Here is a 20540-nt window from a genome sequence, read left to right on the forward strand (position 1 = left end):
CAAGCCCATGCCGAAGGTGCCAAGTATTGGGGAGCCGTAGATGAGCGACTGGGTCGAGGCCTGTGACGTCGAGGACATCGACGAAGAGGACGTGATGCGCTTCGACCATGGCGGCCGCACCTTTGCTATCTATCGCAGCCCCGACGACGAGTATTTCGCCACCGACGGGCTTTGCACGCATGAGAAGGTGCATCTGGCTGACGGGCTGGTCATGGACGACATCATCGAGTGCCCGAAGCACAATGGCCGCTTCAACTACAAGACAGGGGCTGCCAGGGGCGCGCCGGTCTGCGTCGATCTAAGAACTTATCCGGTCAAAGTCGACGCCGGCAAAGTCCTTGTCCGGATCGGTTGATGATGACGAAGGGAATGGTCGTCATCGGCGCCGGCGAATGCGGCGGGCGCGCGGCCCTTGCGCTGCGCGAGCTCGGCTATGATGGCCCCGTAACCTTGGTCGGCGACGAGCCGCATCTTCCCTATGAGCGCCCACCACTGTCGAAAGACGCGATGGTCGCCGACGCGCCCCTGATCAAGGCGATCGCCAGCGACGCGATCCTTGCCGAGCGCTCTATCCGGCATATCCATTCGGTTCTGGCTGTGGCGATCGACCGCACGGCGCATGTCGTGCGCCTGTCAGATGGTTCCGCCCTGGCCTACGACAAGCTCCTGCTGGCGACCGGGTCTGTGCCGCGCAAATTGCCGATGCCGGGCCTTGGCGGGCGCTGCGTCTACCTCCGAACCTTCAACGACGCGCTGGCCATTCGCGCTCATCTCAGCGCCGGCAATCGCATCGCCATAGTCGGCGGCGGCTTCATCGGGCTCGAGCTCGCCGCGGCGGCGCGCAGGCTGGGTGCCTCGGTCGCCGTCATCGAGGCGCAGCCGCGCATTCTGATGCGCGGCGTGCCGGCCGAGATCGCGCAGGTCATCCATCCGGCGCATGAAGCCGAAGGCGTAAAAATCCTGTGCGGCGAGGGCATCGCGGCCATTGTCGATGACGGCGCCGAAGTGCGCATCGCGCTTGCCGGTGGGCACGACATTGTCGCCGATCTTGCCGTGATCGGTATCGGCGCCGTGCCGGTGACCGGACTTGCCGCGGAGGCGGGGCTGACCATCGACAATGGTGTCGCCGTCGACGCCGAGCTTCGCACCAGCGACCGGGATATCTTTGCAGCCGGCGATTGCTGTTCGTTTCCGCTCGCTATCTATGGCGGCCGGCGCGTGCGGCTGGAAGCCTGGCGCAATGCGCAGGAGCAGGGCGCACTCGCCGCAAGGAACATGCTTGGCGCCGGCGAGGCGCATTCGGCGGTGCCTTGGTTCTGGTCAGATCAGTACGGATTGACCCTGCAGATCGCCGGCCTGTCGGACGAAGGCCGCAGCATCGTTCGCCGCGACGTTGGCGACGGCGCCTTCATCCTGTTTCATCTGGCCGAGGACGGCAGGCTGGTTGCGGCAAGCGGCATCGGCCCCGGCAACGCGGTCGCCCGTGACATAAGGCTGGCCGAGATGCTGATTGCAAAGCAGGCAAAGCCGGCGCCGGAAGCGCTAGGCTCGCACACCGTCAAGCTGAAGTCGCTGCTGGCGGCGTGAGCTGAGGGCGTGGATAGTTGGCCGAACGCGTTTGGCTAAAACAGCGCTTTCAGCTCCGGCAGCTTGTCGTTGATCAGCCAGCCATAGTAATTTTCCTCAGGCAGTTTTTCCGGCTCGCCCGCAGCGCGGCGCTTGTCGTTCTCGGCCTTCAGCGCATAGGCGCGCTGTTCGGGGTTGCCGACATTGTAGAGCGTCGACGTGATGCCGGGATTGCCTGAGATGTCGAAGCCGGCGATGCTTCTATAGGCGTCGATCGATTTCCGGATCGTTGCTGCGACATAAGGCAGTGTCAGGTCAGGATCCATGATGGTCTTGTAGACCGCGTTGGGGTCGCCGACGTCGAGTTCCGGCAGGCCGGAAACCTTGTGCACGAGGTCGCTCATTTGCAGCGCCGTCAGCGGATTGAGCTGGCCAAGGCCAAAAGTCTGGCCGGCATAATAAGGCTGGAAGAAAGTGGCACCGAAGCGGTCGTTGGGAAAGCTCTCGCCGTTGACGGTCTTGCCGCGGAACGACCGGTTCCACACCTGCTCGCGGCACTCCCATAGGTCGTAGCTATCGGACTTCCCTGCGCATTTGGCGAATTGCGGCCGCTGCACGAAATCGGTGATGTCCTCGCCGTCATAGGCGAAGGAGAGCTTGCTCGATAAATACGAGATCGCCTTGACGTAGTAGGTCTGCAGCCGGTCGTAGGCATCGACATTGTAGGTGTGCTCGCCGACGATGGCGCCGACGATATGCATTGGGTCGATGCCATAGGCCGCGGCTGCCTGCTTGATCTTGCCGCGCAGCGCGGCATCGTTCTGGAGCAGCGCAAAGACTTTGCGGTATTTCGCCTGGAAGGTGGTGTTGGTCGCCTGGGTGCGCCGGCTCGATGCGCCCGGTATGTCAGGCTGCTCGGTGTTGCGGTTGCCCGGCGGCACCATCGTTGCCGCTTGCGCGGCGAACATCGCTGTCGCCAGCGTCAGCCCCAAAATGACGAGGATCAGTTTTTTCATGCGCCGCCGCCCAAATAATCGGCGGCAAACTAGGTAATGCTCCACCGGGAGTCGAGAGACGCCTGCACCGGACGGGACGAAAGCTTGCCGGATGCTTCCATTTGGCCACACCTCCGGAATGCCGGGCCGAATTTGACGGAGGCCGGGGGGTAATTCCCGGCCTCTTGGAGAATCAAGAGTCTCTTACAAGATGAAACGCGACAAGTCCGTGTTTCTGGAGAGATCGCCGACATGCTTCTCGACATAGGCGGCATCGATTGTCACCGAGGTGCCGTTACGGTCCGGCGCGTCATAGGAGATGTCGTCCAGTACCCGTTCCATCACCGTCTGCAGCCGCCTGGCGCCGATATTCTCGACGCTGGCGTTAAGGTCCACGGCGATGCCGGCCAACGAATCGATCGCGTCATCGGTGAAGACCAGGTCGACGCCTTCGGTCTTCATCAGCGCGATATACTGCTTGATCAGGCTGGCTTCGGTCTCGGTGAGGATGCGGACGAAATCGTCCTTCTCCAGCGCCCGCAGCTCGACGCGGATCGGCAGGCGGCCCTGCAATTCCGGCAGCAGGTCGGAGGGCTTGGCGACGTGGAACGCGCCCGAGGCTATGAACAGGATATGGTCGGTCTTCACCGGTCCATATTTGGTCGCAACCGTGGTGCCTTCGACCAGCGGCAGCAGGTCGCGCTGTACACCTTCACGCGAAACACCGGCACCGATGCCGCCTTCGCGCGAGGCGATCTTGTCGATCTCGTCAAGGAAGACGATGCCGTCATTCTCGGTCGATTCGAGGGCCCTGCGCACCACTTCGTCCTGATCGAGCAGCTTGTCGGACTCGTCGCTGATCAACAGCCCGTAGGACTCCTTGACGGTCGTCTTGCGCAACTTGGTCTTCTTGCCGCCCATCGCCTTCGACAGCATGTCGTTGATGTTGAGCACGCCGATATTGGCGCCCGGCATGCCGGGGATCTCGAAGCCAGGCATGCCGCCATTGCCGGTATCGGCCACTTCGATCTCGATCTCCTTGTCGTCGAGCTCGCCGTCGCGCAGTTTCTTGCGGAAACTGTCGCGGGTGGCTGGGCTCGCCGTCTTGCCGACGAGCGCTTCGAGCACCCGTTCCTCGGCGTTGATGTGGGCACGCGCCTTGACGTCCTCGCGCATCTTCTCGCGCACCAGCCCGATGGCGATCTCGACCAGATCGCGGATGATCTGCTCGACGTCGCGGCCGACGTAACCGACCTCGGTGAACTTGGTGGCTTCGACTTTGACGAAAGGCGCACCGGCAAGGCGTGCCAGGCGGCGTGAAATCTCGGTCTTGCCGACACCGGTCGGGCCGATCATCAGGATATTCTTCGGCATCACCTCTTCGCGCATCTGGCCCTCGAGCTGCTGGCGGCGCCAACGGTTGCGCAAGGCAATCGCCACCGCACGCTTGGCGTCTTTCTGGCCGATGATGAAGCGGTCGAGTTCCGAAACGATTTCGCGGGGAGAAAAGGTGCTCATATCACTAAATTCCACTTTGCCACTGCCGAATGGACTCGAACGGATGCAGCAGCATGATCACGTTGAGTGTCAGATTGTCCCGGATGAGATAGCCGACACCGAATTCGAAGATGAGGGCGAGGGTGACGATCACCCATATAGGAAGCCTTCGCGCCATGACAAACCCCAGCACCATGGCCAGCGTGTCCGACACCGAATTGATGATGCTGTCGCCATAATAATCGAGCGAGATCGTGCCGGCGCGGTAGCGGTCGATGATGAAAGGACTGTTCTCGAGCAGCTCCCAGCCGCCCTCGATGACGACGGCAAACGCCAGCCTGAGCCCGATCGGCGAGCGCGGGAAAAGGAACCACGCCAGCGCATAGAACAGGAAGCCGTGAATGATGTGCGAGAAGCTGTACCAGTCGGAAATATGCTGGGAATTCTCGGAGCTTTGCACGATGCCGTGCCACAGCTTGACATAGCCGCAGGTACAGATCGGCGTCCGCCCCATGCCGTAGAGGACCCCGGCCTGGAAGATGACCAGGCCGAGAACCAGCAGGAGCCCCATTCGCCAACTGTCTTCGTAGGCCGAGACGGTTTTGTCGCTGGATACGCTCATGCTGCTATTGCCCCTCTTCTGCGTCACCCTGTCCGGCATCACCCTCTGGGGCATCAATGGCCATCAGCACGGCATCGCCATATTCCGACTTCCTGCGATCGATAGCCGTAAAACCGGCCTTTTCATAGGCACGGATAGCCCGTGCATTGGCGGGGTCCGGGTCGATGATGACGCGCGGCGTACCTTCCTCGAAAAGCTGCTCGACGAACTGCCGGACGATCGCGGAGCCGTGGCCGACCCCGACAAGCTCGGGCACGCCGATCGACAGATCGATGCCGAGCGTGCCGAACGGCTGGTCGCTATAGGGATGGCCGTCCTCCAGATGCGGATCGTAGCTCTGCAAATAGCCGATGGGCTTTCCGTCCAGCTCGATGATCAGCGGCTCGACCGAAATGCTGTCGATATGCTCGCGGATCTCCGCAATCTCGGTCTCTGGGCCGTCCCACCACTCGGCGACATGCGGCTCGGCAAGCCAGCCGGCGATCATCGGCAGGTCCCTCTGGGTCACCGGCCGAAAACCATAGCGGAGGCTCCGCTCAGGCGGCATCGAGGGTTTCGACGACGAAGTTGTTGTTTGTGTAGACGCAAATGTCTGACGCGATCTGCATCGCCTTGCGGGCGATCTCCTCTGCGCCCTTGTCGCTGTCCATCAGCGCGCGTGCGGCTGCCAGCGCGTAATTGCCGCCGGAGCCGATGGCCATGACGCCAAATTCGGGCTCCAGCACGTCGCCGGTGCCGGTCAGCGCCAGCGACACCGACTTGTCGGCCACCAGCATCATCGCTTCCAGCCGCCGCAAATAGCGGTCGGTGCGCCAGTCCTTGGCAAGCTCGACGCAGGCGCGTGTCAGCTGGTCGGGATATTGTTCGAGCTTGGCTTCCAGCCGCTCCAGCAGAGTGAAGGCATCGGCGGTGGCGCCGGCGAAACCGGCGATGACGTTGCCGCCCTTGCCGATGCGGCGCACCTTCTTGGCGTTGCCTTTCATGATCGTCTGGCCGAGGCTGACCTGGCCGTCGCCGGCGATCACCACCTTGCCGCCCTTGCGCACGGTCAGGATGGTCGTGGCATGCATGGTCAGTTCATTCGACATTTCCTGCTCCGACAAGCACCGATCCCATCGAGGCGATGGGTGCGTTACGAGTGACTTGATCGGCCATATGTATGCATAGGCCGGACGATTGCAAACCGGCCATCCGCCGGGCCGGATAGTGCTCCGCAGCGGTAACTGGCAATCGCCGGATCATGCTGCTAGAAGGCTTTCGTTTTCAGGCCTGTGAACGCCTGACGTTGCAAATCTGAGACAAGGATGAGGTCATGGCGCCCCGTTCCGCAGAGATAAGCCGCAAGACCAGGGAAACCGACATTTCCGTGTCGGTGCAGGTCGACGGCTCTGGCAAATCCGACATTTCGACGGGCGTCGGCTTCTTCGACCATATGCTTGACCAGTTGTCGCGCCATTCGCTGATCGACATGACCGTGAAGGCCAAGGGCGACCTGCATATAGACGACCACCACACCGTCGAGGATACGGGCATCGCGCTAGGCCAGGCGCTGGCCAAGGCATTGGGCGAGCGGCGCGGCATCATGCGCTACGCCTCGATCGACCTTGCCATGGACGAGACACTGACGCGGGCGGCAATCGATGTCTCCGGCCGGCCTTTTCTGGTCTGGAATGTTTCGTTCTCGTCGCCGAAGATCGGTATGTTCGACACCGAGCTGGTGCGCGAATTCTTCCACGCTCTGGCGCAGAATGCCGGCATCACGCTGCACATCACCAATCATTACGGCGCCAACAACCACCACATCGCCGAGACCTGCTTCAAGGCCGTGGCGCGTGTGTTGCGTTCGGCACTTGAGCGCGACCTGCGCCAGCCGGACGCGGTTCCCTCCACCAAGGGATCCCTGAAAGGGTAACGCCATGGCCATCTATGTCGTGATGGAGCCGCCAGGCCGCGGTGAAAGCGTGGACACCACCTTTATCCGTGACGGCTTTGCCTGGCTCGGCTTCCTGGTGCCGCCGCTGTGGCTGGCCTGGCACCGGCTGTGGGTCGAGGCGGCATTGGCGTTTGTCGCCATGGGCCTGCTCTCGATGCTGGGCGAAAGGCTGGACCTGGAAACAGCCGGCTCGCTTTTATCCTTCCTTGTCATGCTCTTTGTCGGGCTGGAGGGACAAGGCTTGCGAATTGCAGCCCTGCGCCGTCGCGGCTGGCATGAATGGGGCGTCGTCGAGGCCGACAGGCTCGACGACGCCGACATCCGCTATGTGTTGGAAGCCGCTGCGGATTCGGATGCACAAACTCATGCGCAGCGTATCGTCCCAGACGCAGCACATGCCCGGCCGGCGCAGATGGGCCTGGCACTGGGGCTGAACCATATTCCGGGAAAGCCCTGAGATGAGGGTCGTGATCATCGACTACGGGTCGGGCAATCTGCGCTCGGCCACCAAGGCCTTCGAGCGTGCTGCGCATGAAGCCGGCATTGCCGCCGCGATCGAACTCACCGCCGATGCCGAGCGGGTCAGGACCGCCGACCGCATCGTCCTGCCCGGCGTCGGTGCCTATGCCGATTGCGCCGCTGGACTGCGTGCGGTCGCCGGCATGTGGGAAGCGGTGGAGGAGGTGGCGATCGCCAAGGCTCGGCCGTTCCTCGGCATCTGCGTCGGCATGCAGCTGATGTCGGAGCGGGGCCTGGAAAAGACCGTCACAAAGGGCTTTGGCTGGATCGCCGGCGACGTCAAGGAGATCACGCCGGCCGATCCGACACTGAAGATCCCGCAGATCGGCTGGAACACGATTGACCTGAAGCGCAAGCATCCGCTGTTTTCCGGCATTGCGACGGGCGGCAAGGGACTGCACGCCTATTTCGTCCACTCCTACCATCTCCATGCACGGAAAGAGGATGAGGTGCTGGCGGTTGCCGACTACGGCGGCCCGGTAACGGCCGCTGTCGCCCGCGACAACCTAGCCGGAACGCAATTCCACCCCGAGAAGAGCCAGGCGCTAGGCCTGGCGCTGATCACCAATTTCCTAGGCTGGAGGCCCTGAACCATGAGCAAGAAGGGCTATTGGATGGCAATGGTCGATGTCCACGATCCCGAGATCTACAAGCAGTACATCGAGGCCAATGCCGCGGCTTTCGCGAAATACGGGGCGAAGTTCCCGGTGCGCGCCGGGCGGTATATCAGCCCGGAAGGACCGACAGGCAATCGCCACGTGCTGGTGGAATTCGAATCCTATGAAATGGCGCTGGAATGCTACGGCTCGCCTGAATACCAGGAGGCCTTGAAGTACAGGCTCGCCGGCTCGACCGGCCACTTTGTCATCGTCGAAGGCGCCTGAAGGTGATCCTGTTTCCGGCCATAGACCTTAAGGATGGCAAATGTGTGCGCCTCAGGCATGGCGACATGGCAACTGCGACGATCTATAACGACGATCCCGCCGCTCAGGCGCGCGCCTTCGAAGAGCAGGGCTTCGAATGGCTGCACGTCGTCGACCTCAACGGCGCCTTCAAGGGCCAGAGCGTCAACAGCGCCGCGGTCGGCGCCATCCTCAAGGCGACGAGCAGTCCGGTGCAGCTCGGCGGCGGCATCCGCACCCTGGCGCAGATCGAGGACTGGCTCGACCGTGGGCTGGCCCGCGTCATTCTTGGCACCGTGGCGGTGCGCGATCCGGATCTGGTCAGGCAGGCCTGCAAGGCATTCCCGGGCAAGATCGCCGTCGGCATCGATGCCAAGGGCGGTAAGGTCGCGGTCGAAGGCTGGGCCGAGGCCTCGAGTCTCGGCGTCATCGAACTGGCGAGGAAATTCGAAGGCGCCGGCGTCGCCGCCATCATCTACACCGACATCGATCGCGACGGGGTGCTGAGCGGCATCAACTGGGACGCCACCATCGATCTCGCCGAGGCGGTTTCGATCCCGGTCATCGCCTCGGGCGGGCTCGCCTCGATCGCCGACATCGTGCGCATGACCATGCCCGATGCGCAGAAGCTCGAAGGCGCGATCTCCGGCCGCGCACTCTACGACGGCCGCATCGACCCGGCCGAGGCACTGGCGATCCTGCGTGGCAAACCGATGGCAGGGGTGTGATACGTGAAGGTCTCGATTATCCTCGCCCCCTATGACAGCGGGCACTATCACGAAGGGTGCGGCCAGGGGCCGGACGCCATTGTCGGCGGTGGGCTCGTCGAAGCCCTGACCGTGGCCGGCCATGACGTCGCCGTCGAAGATATCGGCAAGGTCGGAGACGAGCAGGGGCGCGAAATTGCAACCGGCTTCGCCGTCTGCAACGCCGTCGCGGCCAAGGTCGGCCTCGCCCGCGATGGAGGACGCTTCCCGATTATCCTTGCTGGAAATTGCCTGACCGCCGCCGGTGCGGTCGCCGGTGAAGCCGCGGATTCGATCATCTGGATCGACCAGCATGGCGATCTCAACACGCCGGAGACGTCGGCCTACGGCTTTCTCGATGGCATGGCGCTGGCGGCGACGCTCGGGCTCTGCTGGCGTCCTATGGTGGCAGCGATTCCGGGGTTCCGGCCGATAGACCCGGCGCGCTGCATGCTGGTCGATGCCCGCGACCTCGATCCCGACGAAAAGCGCCTGCTGGAAACCTTGCCGATCGTGCGCACCGAATGTGCCGGTGCACTCGATATGATCGGAAAGCTCACGGCGACAGGGACTGTGCGGGCGCATTTGCATCTCGACCTGGACGTCGTCGATCCGAATGTGCTGCAGGTGAACCGCTACACGCATCCGGGCGGTCCGAGCCCGGAACAGTTACGGCAGCTTGCCTGCGGACTGGCCAGGTCCATCCCGATCGTCGGCGTTACGCTCTCGGCCTACGACCCGGCCTTTGATTCCCAGTCCGAGGTTCCGCCCGTCGTCGGCCAGCTGCTCGTCGACTTTCTTGCGGCGATCGAGAGGATCTGATGCTGAAAGCCCGCGTCATCCCCTGTCTGGATGTCAAGAACGGCCGTGTCGTCAAGGGCGTCAATTTCGTCGACCTGGTCGATGCCGGCGATCCCGTCGAAGCGGCAAAAGCCTATGACGCGGCCGGCGCCGACGAGCTCTGCTTTCTCGACATCACCGCCTCGTCGGAAAACCGCGAGACCATTTTCGATGTCGTCGCCCGCACCGCCGAACAATGTTTCATGCCGCTGACCGTTGGCGGTGGCGTCCGTCAGGTCGCCGACATCAGGAAGCTGCTGTTGGCCGGCGCCGACAAGGTGTCGATCAACACGGCGGCGGTGAAGACCCCAAATTTTGTCGCCGAAGCGGCGGACAAATTCGGCAACCAATGCATCGTCGTCGCCATCGATGCCAAGAAAGTGTCCGCTGCGGGCGAGGCCGATCGCTGGGAGATATTCACCCATGGCGGCCGCGAGAAGACCGGCATCGACGCCGTCGAGTTCGCTCGGCGAGTGGTCGATCTCGGCGCCGGCGAGATCCTGCTGACATCGATGGACCGCGACGGCACCAAGGCCGGCTACGACATAGCACTTACCCGCGCGGTCGCCGACGCCGTACGCGTGCCGGTCATCGCTTCCGGCGGCGTCGGCACGCTCGACCACCTTGTCGAAGGCATTCGCGACGGCCATGCCGGCGCGGTGCTGGCGGCGTCGATCTTCCATTTCGGCACCTACAGCATCGCCGAGGCCAAGCTGCACATGGCTCAGGCCGGACTGCCGATGCGGCTGGACTCGCCGGGTAATCGGTCCTAGAGCCTTTCCGGCTAAGAAGAGGCTGTGAACGCCGTCATGACCGAGTTCTCGCTCTCCGATCTGGAGAAGATTATTGGCGAACGCGCGCGCTCCGGCGATCCGGATTCGTGGACGGCCAAGCTCTTTCAGCGCGGCATGAGCAAGGCAGCGCAGAAACTCGGCGAAGAGGCAGTCGAAACGGTGATCGCAGCCGTCAGCGCCGACCGGGACGCGCTTGTTTCGGAAAGCGCCGATCTCATCTATCATTGGCTTGTCGTTCTCGGCATAGCGGACATTCCGCTGAGCGATGTGCTCAACGAGCTTGAACGCCGCACCGGTCGTTCAGGCATCGCCGAAAAGGCGTCTCGGCTGGACCGGGGCTGATCGCTGCGGAGGAACTCGATGGACCAGCTCGCTCCTACCGAGAAGTATTCACCCTATCGTTTCTTCTCGGCCGAGCAATGGTCGCGGTTCCGCGCCGATACGCCGATGACCCTCACCGAGGACGAGGTCCGCCGTCTGCGGTCGCTGAACGATCCGGTCGATCTCCACGAGGTCGAGCGCATCTATCTTTCGATGTCGCGGCTGTTGTCGGCTCATGTCGAAGCCAGTCAACTCCTGTTCAGGCAGCGCCAGGCCTTCTTCAACGCGCTGGACGCGGCCAAGACACCGTTCATCATCGGCATTGCCGGTTCCGTCGCGGTCGGCAAATCGACCACGGCGCGCGTGCTAAAGGAGCTGCTGGCGCGCTGGCCGTCGAGTCCCAAGGTCGACCTGGTCACCACCGACGGCTTCCTGCTGCCGAACGAAGTCCTGCGCCGCAACAATCTGATGGAGCGCAAGGGCTTTCCCGACAGCTACGACGTCGGCGCGCTGCTGCGTTTCCTGTCCGGCATCAAATCGGCGCAGCGCAACGTCCGCGCGCCAGTCTATTCGCACCTGACCTATGACGTCATTCCGGGCGCGTTCCAAACCATCGACCGGCCCGACATCCTGATCTTCGAAGGTATTAACGTCCTGCAGCCGGGCAAGCTGCCGAAGGACGGCAAGATCGTGCCTTTCCTGTCGGATTTCTTCGACTTTGCCATCTACATCGATGCGGAGGAGGCGCTGATCCATCACTGGTATATCGCCCGCTTCATGCGGTTGCGCGAAACCGCCTTCCGCGACCCGGCCTCCTTCTTTCACCGCTATTCGCAACTTTCCGAGGATGCGGCCCGCGCCATCGCCGAGGGTCTGTGGACCAACATCAACCTGAAGAATCTGCGCGAGAATATATTGCCGACCCGCGCCCGAGCCGATCTCATCCTGCGCAAGGGCGCCAACCATCTGGTCGAGGAAGTGGCGCTCAGGAAACTGTAACGGCGCGGTTAACGGCGCCTTAGGCTATCCCGGCTAGTGTTCGATGGGCAATTCCAGCGGATCTGTCGGGAGCAGTCTGTGATCAACGCGAGCAGTACCGGAGTTCGTGCGACGCAGCTCCGCTATTCCCTGGTCATTCCGATCTTCAACGAGGAGGCGGTTCTTCCACTCCTTATCCGGCGAATAGTCGCCCTGCTCGACGTGCTGGACGCACCGGCAGAGGCTATTTTCGTCGACGACGGCAGTACCGACACGAGTGTGATCTACCTGCGTGGGATGGTTGCCGAGGAGCCACGCTTCCGGCTGATCGAACTGTCGCGCAATTTCGGGCACCAGATTGCAATTACGGCCGGCATGGATGCGGCTGCCGGCGAAGCCGTGGTGGTCATGGATGCCGACCTCCAGGATCCCCCGGAAGTCGTTCTCCAACTGGTGGAAAAGTGGAAGGAGGGCTATGAAATCGTCTACGCGAGGCGTATGCGGCGCGAAGGCGAAACCTGGTTCAAACGGCTGACAGCCAGCATCTTCTACCGGCTGATGGAGAAGATGACTTCGGTCGACATTCCCCGCGACGTTGGCGATTTCCGACTAATCGGCCGCAAGGCTCTCGATACGTTCAAGCAGATGCCGGAGCGCAACCGTTTCGTGCGCGGCATGTTCGGTTGGATGGGATTCAAGCAGACGGCGGTTTCATTCGAGCGACCGGCGCGCGCCGCAGGTGAAACAAAGTATCCTTTCTGGAAGATGCTCCGCCTGGCTGTCCACGGGGTCATCGGCTTTTCGGAAAAACCATTGCGTGTGGCGCTCTGGGCCGGGCTCGCTATCTCGGGGGTAGCCGCGCTGCTCGGGCTCTTCGCCGTGGCTTCCTGGGCATTCAGTTTCGGTGTTGTCCAAGGCTGGACGTCGACAGTTGTTATTGTTTCCTTCTTGTCGGGGATCAACCTGTTCATGACCGGTATCGTCGGCCTCTATGTTGGCGGGATCCACTCCGAGATCAAGCGCCGGCCGCTCTACGTCATTGATCGCCTTACTGGCTTCGAGGACGCGCTCCGGGCGGAAGTCGACAATCGAAACACCGAGGCGACGTTGTCGGCGTCACGCGACAGAAGGTTTGGTTGATGGCCGAACTCTTCGATCAATATCGCACCACCTATAACAGGACGGTCGACGACTCGATCAGGTTCTCCGGGCTGAAGCATGACTTCTTCCTGCAGGCCAAGTTGGCTCCTCTCGCCGACCTGATCGCGACACGCGGTATCGCGAGGCGCGACGGCAGCGTTCGGGCGCTTGATGTCGGCTGCGGGATCGGCGCGCTGCATCCTTACGTGAAGCCGCTTTTTCCAGACCTTCACGGCTGCGACATTTCGAGGGAATCCATCGCCCGGGCGCGTGAGGAAAACCCCTGGGTCACCTATGCCGACTACACGGCTCCCGTGCTGCCTTACGCGGATGGCACATTCGACCTCGCATTCGCCGTTTGCGTCGTCCATCATGTGCCGCCCGAACATTGGTCGAGCTTCGTTTGCGAGATGCGGCGCGTCGTGCGGCCCGGCGGCGTCGTGTCGGTTATCGAGCACAACCCGTACAATCCGCTGACACGCCTTGCCGTGCTTCGCTGCCCATTCGATGAAGACGCCATGCTGATCAGTCGCCGCAAAGCCGGCCGTCTCCTGGAGGCGGCTGGCCTCACACAGGTTGCAGGCAGGCATTTCCTGATGTTTCCCTTCGCGAATTCCGTCGCGCGCAGGGTCGAGGGCTGGCTCTCAAATCTGCCGCTCGGTGCGCAATATGTGTGCAGCGGCCGTGTTTAGCGCCGGTTCGGGCTTCAGACTTGCAAAGCGGCCGGCGCGTTTCCTGATTATCGGCGTTGGCGCGACTCTGCTCTACGCACTGCTTGCCGCGGTATTTTCGATGGGGGACGCGGTGTCGATGCGGCCGGCTTCGGCCTCGGTGCTCGCTTATGCCATCGCGGCCCTCTTCTCCTACGCCGGCCACAAGTATTTTACTTTCGCTTCCAACGGGGCGCATCGTTTCGAGGCGCCTCGCTTTTTCGTGCTGACATTGCTTGGTCTGGCGGTGTCATTTCTTCTGCCCGCCGTGTTGTCCGGGATTCTGGGCCTGCAGGCGCAGATTCCGATTGTGTTGACATGCATCGTGGTCCCGCTCGTCAACTATGTGGTGCTTCGCCACTGGGTATTCGCCAGTGCCTGCCTCGGCTTGCGGAACGGCTCGAGATGATGCGATTCCCAGACCGCCCGAGATCGGCTGTTGGCGCTCCAGGCCTGGCGTGCGCGCAACGATGCAACGCACCGCCAGGCTCCGGGCTTGCAACCCTGGCCGGGCAGTGCCCTGCTGCTGGCCAAACGCTACAACGGCGGTCGTGGTACTGGCACCCCCGGGCACCCGAACAGCCTATTTCGGCGTCGTCACCCGCCTCAGCGTCAGATTGATCCGCCCGCCGTTCTTCAACAAGGCCGAGGTCGAGGGGTAGATACGGTCGACGCCGTGAAAGCAGAGCCGCCCTTCGCCGCCAAGCACGACGACGTCGCCGCTCTTCAGCCTGAACGATTTGGTGGCGCCGTCGCGCGTCGTCTGGCCGACCCGGAACAGGCAATCATCGCCGAGCGAGACCGAGACGACAGGCGCGGAGAAATCGCTCTCGTCGCGGTCCTGGTGAAGACCCATCTTGGCATCCTGCGAATAGAAATTGACCAGGCAGGCCTCCGGCGGGTGCGCATAGGCAGATACGTCCCGCCACAGATCGAGCAGCATCTCCGGGATCGGAGGCCAGGGCATTCCGGTCACCGGGTGGGTCGGCTGGTAGCGATAGCCGTGCTCCTTGTCGGTGACCCAGCCCAGCGGGCCGCAATTGGTCATGCGCACGCTCATCTCCTTGCCGGTACGCGGCATTGCCGGCACGAACAGCGGGGCTTCCTCCACGACTTTCCTGATATCTTCCACCAGCACTTCCTGCATGGCGCGCGACAGGTGGCCGGGCATATGGCGGACGCCTTTGGGCAGTACGAGCATCGCGTCGCTTGATCCGTTGGTCTGGAAAATCAGAATGCCACCGTCAAACGAAAACGGCGACCCGAAAGCAGCTTCCGACAGTAGCTGCGCACTTTACGCCGGCGATCTGAGATCCGAAGCCGCTTCGGCTGTCACTCATCCTCAACCCGGCCGCGCATTTTCTTGATCGAGCCGCGCCCGGCCTTGCTCTTGAGCCGTCTTTCGACCGCGCCTTTGGATGGCCTGGTCTTCTTGCGCGGCGGCGGCGGTGGTTCGGCGGCCTTGGCAACCAATGCCGTCAGCCGCGCCCGGGCGTCCGCCCGGTTCTGCTCCTGGGTGCGGAAGTGTCCGGCTTCGATGACGATGACGCCGTCCTTGGTGGCGCGCTGGCCGGCAAGCTCGATGGTCCGCTCGCGCACCCGCTCCGACAGGCCAGCCGCATTGGCGGCATCGAAGCGCAATTGCACCGCCGTCGCCACCTTGTTGACGTTCTGGCCTCCCGGGCCGGACGAACGGATGAAGTCCTCGTGCAGGTCGGCCGGATTAATCACCGCATCGTCGGTGATGATGATCTTGTCGTCGGCGTTCATGCCGCAGTCATGGCGCGGCAGGCGGAAAAAGAAAAGGCCCGATCGAAGCCGGGCCTTGAAGCATCACCAGGGGCGACGGCTATTCAGCCGCTACCTGCATGCGTGGTGCGGCGCCGAGCACGGTGGCGTCGACATGGGCTTCGAACTTTTCGAAATTGTCGACGAACATGCCGACCAGCCTTGCCGCCTGCCGGTCGTAGGCGGGCTTGTCGACCCAGGTCGACCTCGGGTCAAGAATGGCGCGGTCGACGCCGGCAACCGTCACCGGTACGTCAAAACCGAAATTGGCGTCGGTGCGGAAGTCGGCCGCTTTCAGCGAGCCGTCGAGCGCCGCCGCAAGCAGCGCCCGCGTTGCCTTGATCGGCATCCGCTTGCCGGTGCCGTAGGCGCCGCCGGTCCAGCCGGTGTTGACCAGCCAGCAATCGACACCGTGGCGGGCGATGAGCTCGCGCAGCAGATTGCCGTATTCCGACGGATGCCGCGGCATGAACGGTGCGCCGAAGCATGTCGAAAATGTCGCTTCGGGTTCGGTAACGCCCTTCTCGGTCCCGGCCACCTTGGCGGTATAGCCGGAGAGGAAATGATACATCGCCTGCGCCGGGGTCAGGCGCGCGATCGGCGGCATCACGCCGAATGCGTCGGCGGTCAGCATGATGATGTTCTTCGGGTGGCTGGCGCGCCCCGTCTTGCTGGCGTTCGGGATGAAATGGAGCGGGTAGGCGCAGCGCGTGTTTTCGGTCAGCCCGCCGTCGTCGAAATCCGGCACGCGGCCGGCGTCGAGCGCCACATTCTCCAGCACGGTGCCGAAGCGCTGGGTGGTGGCGAAGATCTCCGGCTCGGCTTCGGCCGAAAGCTTGATCGTCTTGGCATAGCAGCCGCCTTCGAAATTGAAGATGCCGTGCGGTCCCCAGCCATGCTCGTCGTCGCCGACCAGCGTGCGCGACGGGTCGGCCGACAGCGTCGTCTTGCCGGTCCCGGAAAGGCCGAAGAAAACGGCCGCGTCGCCGGCGGGCCCTTCATTGGCCGAGCAATGCATCGGCATGACGCCTTTTGTCGGCAGCAGATAGTTGAGCACGGTGAACACCGACTTCTTCATCTCGCCGGCATAGGAGGTACCGCCAATCAACACGATCATGCGCGAAAGATCGACCGCGATCACCGTTTCGCCGCGCGTGCCGTGGCGGGCGGGATCGGCGCGGAACGACGGCAGGTCGATTATCGTCAAATAGGGCACGAAATGCTTGAGTTCGGCGGCTGCAGGCCGGATGAGCAGATTGCGGATGAACAAGGAGTGCCAGGCAAGCTCCGTGATCACCCTGGTCGGCAGCTTCAGTTCCTCGTCGGCACCGCCGACCAGGTCCTGCACATAAAGGTCCTTTCCAGCCGCATGGGCGCGAAAATCGGCAAGCAGCGTATCGAACTGGATCGGCGAAATCGCCTTGTTGTTGTCCCACCATACATGCGGCGCGGTGCTTTCGTCGCGCACCACGAATTTGTCCCTGGGCGAGCGGCCGGTGTGTTGCCCGGTCTCGGCGGCAAGCGCGCCATGCGCGGTGAGTCGGGCCTCGCCACGGCGGATTGCCTCCTCGTAGAGCGCGGCCGCGCCGAAATTATAGCGCACCACGCCAGTGGTTCTCAGGCCGATCCGATCGATTGCACATGCAGGATTGCGTTTGCCGGCTTCCGACATGGGTGTCCCTTCTTCGATTTACCGCGTCTTTACCGGCGAATTCCGGAAACCCCATTGCAGGAGCTAATAACGTCAAAACCAGAAAAGGCGAATGATATCAAATCATTAATCGATTTAAATATTTTGAAAGTTGTTTAAATCGTTTATATGTGCAAAAACACTGATGGTTGCCCAAAGGATTGGCAATGTTCATTCGTCCAATCCATATCGAGGTACAATTGTGGCCGCCGGCGTGCCGCGCGTGACAGCGGATAAAGCCTATGCCACATTTTGTACCTAATTTGTCCTGCAAAAGCCCCTTCTCGACGAAAGAAGGGACAGCTCATGAGGGAGCCGCTTGAAATGGCAACAATCGCGCTTGTCGACGACGATCGCAACATTCTGACTTCGGTTTCGATCGCCCTCGAATCCGAGGGTTATCGGGTCGAAACCTACACGGATGGGGCATCGGCGCTGGAGGGACTGGCGGCGCGCCCGCCGAACCTCGCCATCCTCGACATCAAGATGCCGCGCATGGACGGCATGGAGTTGCTGCGCCGGATGCGTCAGAAATCCGACCTGCCGGTGATCTTCCTGACCTCCAAGGACGATGAGATCGATGAACTGTTCGGCCTCAAGATGGGCGCCGACGACTTCATCCGCAAACCCTTCTCGCAGCGTCTTCTGGTCGAACGCGTCCGCGCCGTGCTGCGCCGCGCCAGCACCCGCGAGGCGGCGGCCAAGGCGCCCAACCAGCAGGCTCGGTCGCTTGAGCGCGGCCAGCTTGTCATGGATCAGGAGCGCCACACCTGCACCTGGAAGGGCGAGCCGGTGACGCTGACCGTCACCGAGTTCCTCATCCTGCATTCCCTGGCACAGCGACCGGGCGTCGTAAAAAGCCGTGATGCGCTGATGGATTCCGCTTATGATGAGCAGGTCTATGTCGATGACCGCACCATTGACAGTCACATCAAGCGGCTGCGCAAGAAGTTCAAGGCCGTCGATGATGACTTCGAAATGATCGAAACCCTTTACGGAGTCGGGTATCGGTTCCGCGAAGCATGAATAGGCAGTAGGCAGTAGGGAATAGTCGGTAGTCAGTTTTGAATGATGCGAGCGGCCACCCATGCATCGCCGCGATCTCGGTCAACCATTTCTCTATTCCTGCTGCCTACTCACTACTCACTAATTACCGAGCGGGAGCTGCTATTCGATGGCAGTGGAAGTAGAGCGAGTGAGACGGTCGGGCGCCGCCAGGCGCCCGCCGCGGATTCTGCCCGCCTTCGTGTCGAAAATTACGGTGCCGATGCGCCGGTTTCTCGGCCATCACATCTTTTCCAGCCTGACGCGGCGTATCCTCTTTCTCAATCTTGCCGGCCTTGCCGTCCTGGTCACCGGCATTCTCTATCTCAATACCTTTCGCGACGGGCTGATCGACGCCCGTGTCGAGAGCCTGATGACCCAAGGCGAGATCATCGCCGGCGCAATCGCCGCGTCAGCGACGGTCGAAACCGATTCCATCAGCATCGATCCGGAAAAGCTGCTTGAGTTGCAGGCCGGCGAAAGCCTCGGCCCGGGCTCCGACCAGCTCGACAATCTCGATTTCCCGATCAATCCGGAGCGCGTGGCGCCGGTGCTCAGGCGGCTGATCTCGCCGACGCGCACGCGCGCCCGCATCTATGACCGCGACGCCAACCTGCTGCTCGATTCCCGCCATCTCTATTCGCGCGGCCAGATCCTTCGCTACGACCTGCCGCCGGTCGAAGAGGAGCAGCCGGACCTTCTGGAGCGCATCCAGAAATTCGTCTTTGATTTTTTCCGCAACAAGCAGCTGCCTGTTTATCGCGAGCAGCCGGGCGGCAACGGCGCTGCGTTTCCGGAAGTGGTCAAGGCGCTTACCGGCAGTCCGTCGACGATCGTGCGGATCTCGGAGCAGGGCGAGCAGATCGTTTCAGTGGCGGTGCCGATCCAGCGCTTCCGTGCCGTTCTCGGCGTGCTGATGCTGTCGACCGAAGGCGGCGACATCGACAAGATCGTCGCGGCCGAGCGCAAGGCGATCCTACGTGTGTTCGGCATCGCCGCCCTGGTTACCGCCATCCTGTCGATGCTGCTGGCCTCCACCATCGCCAACCCGCTTCGCCGGCTTTCCGCGGCGGCGGTCAGGGTTCGCCGCGGCGTCAAGAACCGGGAGGAAATCCCCGACTTCTCCGACCGCCAGGACGAGATCGGCAATCTCTCGATCGCCGTGCGCGACATGACCAATGCGCTCTACGCCCGTATCGAGGCGATCGAAAGTTTTGCCGCGGATGTCTCGCACGAGCTGAAGAACCCGCTCACATCGCTGCGCAGCGCTGTGGAGACATTGCCGCTGGCCAAGAACGACAATTCGCGGAGCCGGCTGATGGATATCATCCAGCACGATGTGAGGCGGCTGGACCGCCTGATCACCGATATTTCCGATGCCTCCCGTCTTGACGCCGAGCTGGCGCGGGAGGACGCGGGAACCGTCGACCTGAAGAAGTTCATCACCGATCTGGTCGCCGTCTCGCGCGAGGCCACGCGCAACAAGAAGGCGGTCGAGATCGAGTTCAAAGTCGCCAAACTGCCGCAGGGCGTGAAAGGCTACTTCGTCGTCGGCCATGATCTGAGGATCGGCCAGGTGATCACCAACCTGATCGAGAATGCCCGCTCGTTCGTTCCCGAAGATCGTGGCCACATCACCATATCGCTGGCACGCGCCGGCAAGTTCAACATCGTCACCGTCGACGACAATGGCCCCGGCATCCGGGCCGATAACATCGATCGCATTTTCGAGCGGTTCTATACCGATCGGCCGGCCGGCGAGGCGTTCGGCCAGAACTCGGGCCTTGGCCTGTCGATATCCAGGCAGATCGTTGAAGCCCATGGCGGCACGCTGAGCGCCGAGAACATCCCGGGCACCAAGCCTGGCGAGATCAAGGGCGCGCGCTTCGTGGTGACGCTGCCGGCGGAAGGCTGAGGGATGAATTCCAATCACGCCTGGTCCTATTGTGCAGCCTGAACACATTCACGGCACCGCGATCCTGATAGGTGATCGCGGCATTCTCATCACCGGACCGTCCGGCTTGGGCAAGACGACGCTGGCGCTCGCCTTGATCGATCATTGCAGCCAGCGCGGGCTGTTTTCCCGGCTGCTCGGCGATGACCAGCTCTTTGCCGCCGATTGCGAGGGGCGGCTGGTCTGCCGCGCACCAGCCAGCATAGCCGGCCTCGTCGAGGTGCCGGGATTCGGCCCCAAACCGATACAGTTCGAGCCAAGCTGCGTGATCGACCTCATTATCCGGCTGGTGCCAGCCGGCAAAATGGTCCGCTTCCAGGAAGACTGCAGCGAGCTCGTTGTCGGCGTGACAGTGCCGCGCATCGATCTTGCCGGGCGCAATGTCGCGGCCGCCTTGCCGGCAGTGATGTCGCGTCTATCGATTGCGCCTTTCCTGTGATCCGATTTCGATTTTTTGCTGCAATGCGTCAAATTGGCTTGGGCCGGCGCAATTTTGGGCTT

General features: G+C 62.4%; 25 protein-coding genes. 17 read left to right on the forward strand and 8 right to left on the reverse strand.

The annotated features are described in order from the left end of the window. Positions 1 to 40 precede the first annotated feature (40 nt). Together NMG46_RS01235 and NMG46_RS01240 are read left to right on the forward strand one after the other, a co-directional pair. Positions 41 to 355, forward strand: coding sequence for a MocE family 2Fe-2S type ferredoxin (locus tag NMG46_RS01235; RefSeq protein ID WP_254815922.1), 315 nt, complete (start codon positions 41 to 43; stop codon positions 353 to 355). A gap of 2 nt (positions 356 to 357) precedes the next feature. Beyond that, entirely contained in the window at positions 358 to 1587 is a 1230-nt protein-coding gene (locus NMG46_RS01240) for an NAD(P)/FAD-dependent oxidoreductase (RefSeq protein WP_254816373.1), read from the forward strand. Between the two features lie 35 nt (positions 1588 to 1622). Here NMG46_RS01240 and NMG46_RS01245 read toward each other — a convergent pair whose 3' ends face one another. The 5 genes from NMG46_RS01245 to hslV all read right to left on the reverse strand — a co-directional run bounded on the left by NMG46_RS01245 (position 1623) and on the right by hslV (position 5768). Next, on the reverse strand, positions 1623 to 2582 hold the full coding sequence (locus tag NMG46_RS01245; protein WP_254815923.1) for a DUF1402 family protein: 960 nt from the start codon (positions 2580 to 2582) through the stop codon (positions 1623 to 1625). Between the two features lie 183 nt (positions 2583 to 2765). Then, entirely contained in the window at positions 2766 to 4079 is a 1314-nt protein-coding gene (gene hslU / locus NMG46_RS01250; RefSeq protein WP_254815924.1) for an ATP-dependent protease ATPase subunit HslU, read from the reverse strand. Positions 4080 to 4083: 4 nt separating this feature from the next. Further along, positions 4084 to 4680: a DUF2585 domain-containing protein gene (locus tag NMG46_RS01255; RefSeq protein ID WP_254815925.1), complete on the reverse strand. Its 597-nt coding sequence runs from the start codon at positions 4678 to 4680 to the stop codon at positions 4084 to 4086. A gap of 4 nt (positions 4681 to 4684) precedes the next feature. Next, positions 4685 to 5227, reverse strand: a complete 543-nt coding sequence (locus NMG46_RS01260; protein ID WP_254815926.1) for a GNAT family N-acetyltransferase — start codon at positions 5225 to 5227, stop codon at positions 4685 to 4687. After that, positions 5217 to 5768 carry an ATP-dependent protease subunit HslV gene (gene hslV, locus NMG46_RS01265; RefSeq protein WP_254815927.1) on the reverse strand — a complete coding sequence of 184 codons (552 nt, stop codon included), beginning with the start codon at positions 5766 to 5768 and terminating at the stop codon, positions 5217 to 5219. The genes NMG46_RS01260 and hslV overlap by 11 nt, the downstream gene beginning before the upstream one ends. Before the next feature lie 224 nt (positions 5769 to 5992). On the opposite strand from hslV, the gene hisB reads away from it, so the two are divergent. The 12 genes from hisB to NMG46_RS01325 all read left to right on the forward strand — a co-directional run bounded on the left by hisB (position 5993) and on the right by NMG46_RS01325 (position 13972). Beyond that, a complete protein-coding gene (gene hisB, locus NMG46_RS01270; protein WP_254815928.1) occupies positions 5993 to 6592 on the forward strand; it encodes an imidazoleglycerol-phosphate dehydratase HisB in 600 nt (199 codons plus the stop codon). Between the two features lie 4 nt (positions 6593 to 6596). Continuing rightward, entirely contained in the window at positions 6597 to 7070 is a 474-nt protein-coding gene (locus NMG46_RS01275; RefSeq protein ID WP_254815929.1) for a DUF2628 domain-containing protein, read from the forward strand. A gap of 1 nt (position 7071) precedes the next feature. Next, positions 7072 to 7722, forward strand: a complete 651-nt coding sequence (hisH, locus tag NMG46_RS01280) for an imidazole glycerol phosphate synthase subunit HisH (RefSeq protein ID WP_254815930.1) — start codon at positions 7072 to 7074, stop codon at positions 7720 to 7722. A 3-nt stretch (positions 7723 to 7725) separates the two neighbouring features. Further along, a complete protein-coding gene (locus NMG46_RS01285) occupies positions 7726 to 8016 on the forward strand; it encodes a DUF1330 domain-containing protein (protein WP_254815931.1) in 291 nt (96 codons plus the stop codon). Positions 8017 to 8018: 2 nt separating this feature from the next. After that, the gene (hisA, locus tag NMG46_RS01290; protein ID WP_254815932.1) at positions 8019 to 8762 is read left to right on the forward strand and encodes a 1-(5-phosphoribosyl)-5-[(5-phosphoribosylamino)methylideneamino]imidazole-4-carboxamide isomerase; all 744 of its coding nucleotides are present in this window, start codon (positions 8019 to 8021) and stop codon (positions 8760 to 8762) included. A 3-nt stretch (positions 8763 to 8765) separates the two neighbouring features. Next, positions 8766 to 9602 carry an arginase family protein gene (locus NMG46_RS01295; RefSeq protein ID WP_254815933.1) on the forward strand — a complete coding sequence of 279 codons (837 nt, stop codon included), beginning with the start codon at positions 8766 to 8768 and terminating at the stop codon, positions 9600 to 9602. Beyond that, the gene (gene hisF, locus NMG46_RS01300) at positions 9599 to 10393 is read left to right on the forward strand and encodes an imidazole glycerol phosphate synthase subunit HisF (protein WP_254816374.1); all 795 of its coding nucleotides are present in this window, start codon (positions 9599 to 9601) and stop codon (positions 10391 to 10393) included. The genes NMG46_RS01295 and hisF overlap by 4 nt, the downstream gene beginning before the upstream one ends. A gap of 36 nt (positions 10394 to 10429) precedes the next feature. After that, entirely contained in the window at positions 10430 to 10756 is a 327-nt protein-coding gene (locus NMG46_RS01305; protein ID WP_254815934.1) for a phosphoribosyl-ATP diphosphatase, read from the forward strand. Between the two features lie 18 nt (positions 10757 to 10774). Continuing rightward, positions 10775 to 11734: a type I pantothenate kinase gene (gene coaA, locus NMG46_RS01310; RefSeq protein WP_254815935.1), complete on the forward strand. Its 960-nt coding sequence runs from the start codon at positions 10775 to 10777 to the stop codon at positions 11732 to 11734. 81 nt (positions 11735 to 11815) lie between these two features. Next, the gene (locus NMG46_RS01315; RefSeq protein ID WP_254816375.1) at positions 11816 to 12853 is read left to right on the forward strand and encodes a glycosyltransferase family 2 protein; all 1038 of its coding nucleotides are present in this window, start codon (positions 11816 to 11818) and stop codon (positions 12851 to 12853) included. Further along, entirely contained in the window at positions 12853 to 13545 is a 693-nt protein-coding gene (locus NMG46_RS01320; protein ID WP_254815936.1) for a class I SAM-dependent methyltransferase, read from the forward strand. The genes NMG46_RS01315 and NMG46_RS01320 overlap by 1 nt, the downstream gene beginning before the upstream one ends. Next, positions 13523 to 13972 carry a GtrA family protein gene (locus tag NMG46_RS01325; RefSeq protein ID WP_254815937.1) on the forward strand — a complete coding sequence of 150 codons (450 nt, stop codon included), beginning with the start codon at positions 13523 to 13525 and terminating at the stop codon, positions 13970 to 13972. The genes NMG46_RS01320 and NMG46_RS01325 overlap by 23 nt, the downstream gene beginning before the upstream one ends. Before the next feature lie 174 nt (positions 13973 to 14146). Here NMG46_RS01325 and NMG46_RS01330 read toward each other — a convergent pair whose 3' ends face one another. The 3 genes from NMG46_RS01330 to NMG46_RS01340 all read right to left on the reverse strand — a co-directional run bounded on the left by NMG46_RS01330 (position 14147) and on the right by NMG46_RS01340 (position 17023). Beyond that, positions 14147 to 14764: an alpha-ketoglutarate-dependent dioxygenase AlkB gene (locus NMG46_RS01330; RefSeq protein ID WP_254815938.1), complete on the reverse strand. Its 618-nt coding sequence runs from the start codon at positions 14762 to 14764 to the stop codon at positions 14147 to 14149. Positions 14765 to 14895: 131 nt separating this feature from the next. Then, positions 14896 to 15333 (reverse strand): alternative ribosome rescue aminoacyl-tRNA hydrolase ArfB, encoded by a 438-nt coding sequence (arfB, locus tag NMG46_RS01335; protein ID WP_254815939.1) that lies wholly within the window; start codon positions 15331 to 15333, stop codon positions 14896 to 14898. A 79-nt stretch (positions 15334 to 15412) separates the two neighbouring features. Further along, positions 15413 to 17023, reverse strand: a complete 1611-nt coding sequence (locus NMG46_RS01340) for a phosphoenolpyruvate carboxykinase (protein ID WP_254815940.1) — start codon at positions 17021 to 17023, stop codon at positions 15413 to 15415. A gap of 342 nt (positions 17024 to 17365) precedes the next feature. On the opposite strand from NMG46_RS01340, the gene NMG46_RS01345 reads away from it, so the two are divergent. The 3 genes from NMG46_RS01345 (at position 17366) to NMG46_RS01355 (ending at position 20478) form a co-directional block, all read left to right on the forward strand. Next, complete coding sequence (locus NMG46_RS01345) at positions 17366 to 18067, forward strand: response regulator transcription factor (RefSeq protein WP_023677547.1); 702 nt, start codon at positions 17366 to 17368, stop codon at positions 18065 to 18067. Between the two features lie 148 nt (positions 18068 to 18215). After that, positions 18216 to 20000 (forward strand): sensor histidine kinase, encoded by a 1785-nt coding sequence (locus NMG46_RS01350; RefSeq protein WP_302893519.1) that lies wholly within the window; start codon positions 18216 to 18218, stop codon positions 19998 to 20000. A gap of 31 nt (positions 20001 to 20031) precedes the next feature. Then, positions 20032 to 20478, forward strand: coding sequence for an HPr kinase/phosphorylase (locus NMG46_RS01355; RefSeq protein WP_254815941.1), 447 nt, complete (start codon positions 20032 to 20034; stop codon positions 20476 to 20478). Positions 20479 to 20540 lie beyond the last annotated feature (62 nt).

This window comes from Mesorhizobium sp. LMG 17147, assembly GCF_024297145.1.
In the GTDB taxonomy this organism is placed as follows: domain Bacteria; phylum Pseudomonadota; class Alphaproteobacteria; order Rhizobiales; family Rhizobiaceae; genus Mesorhizobium.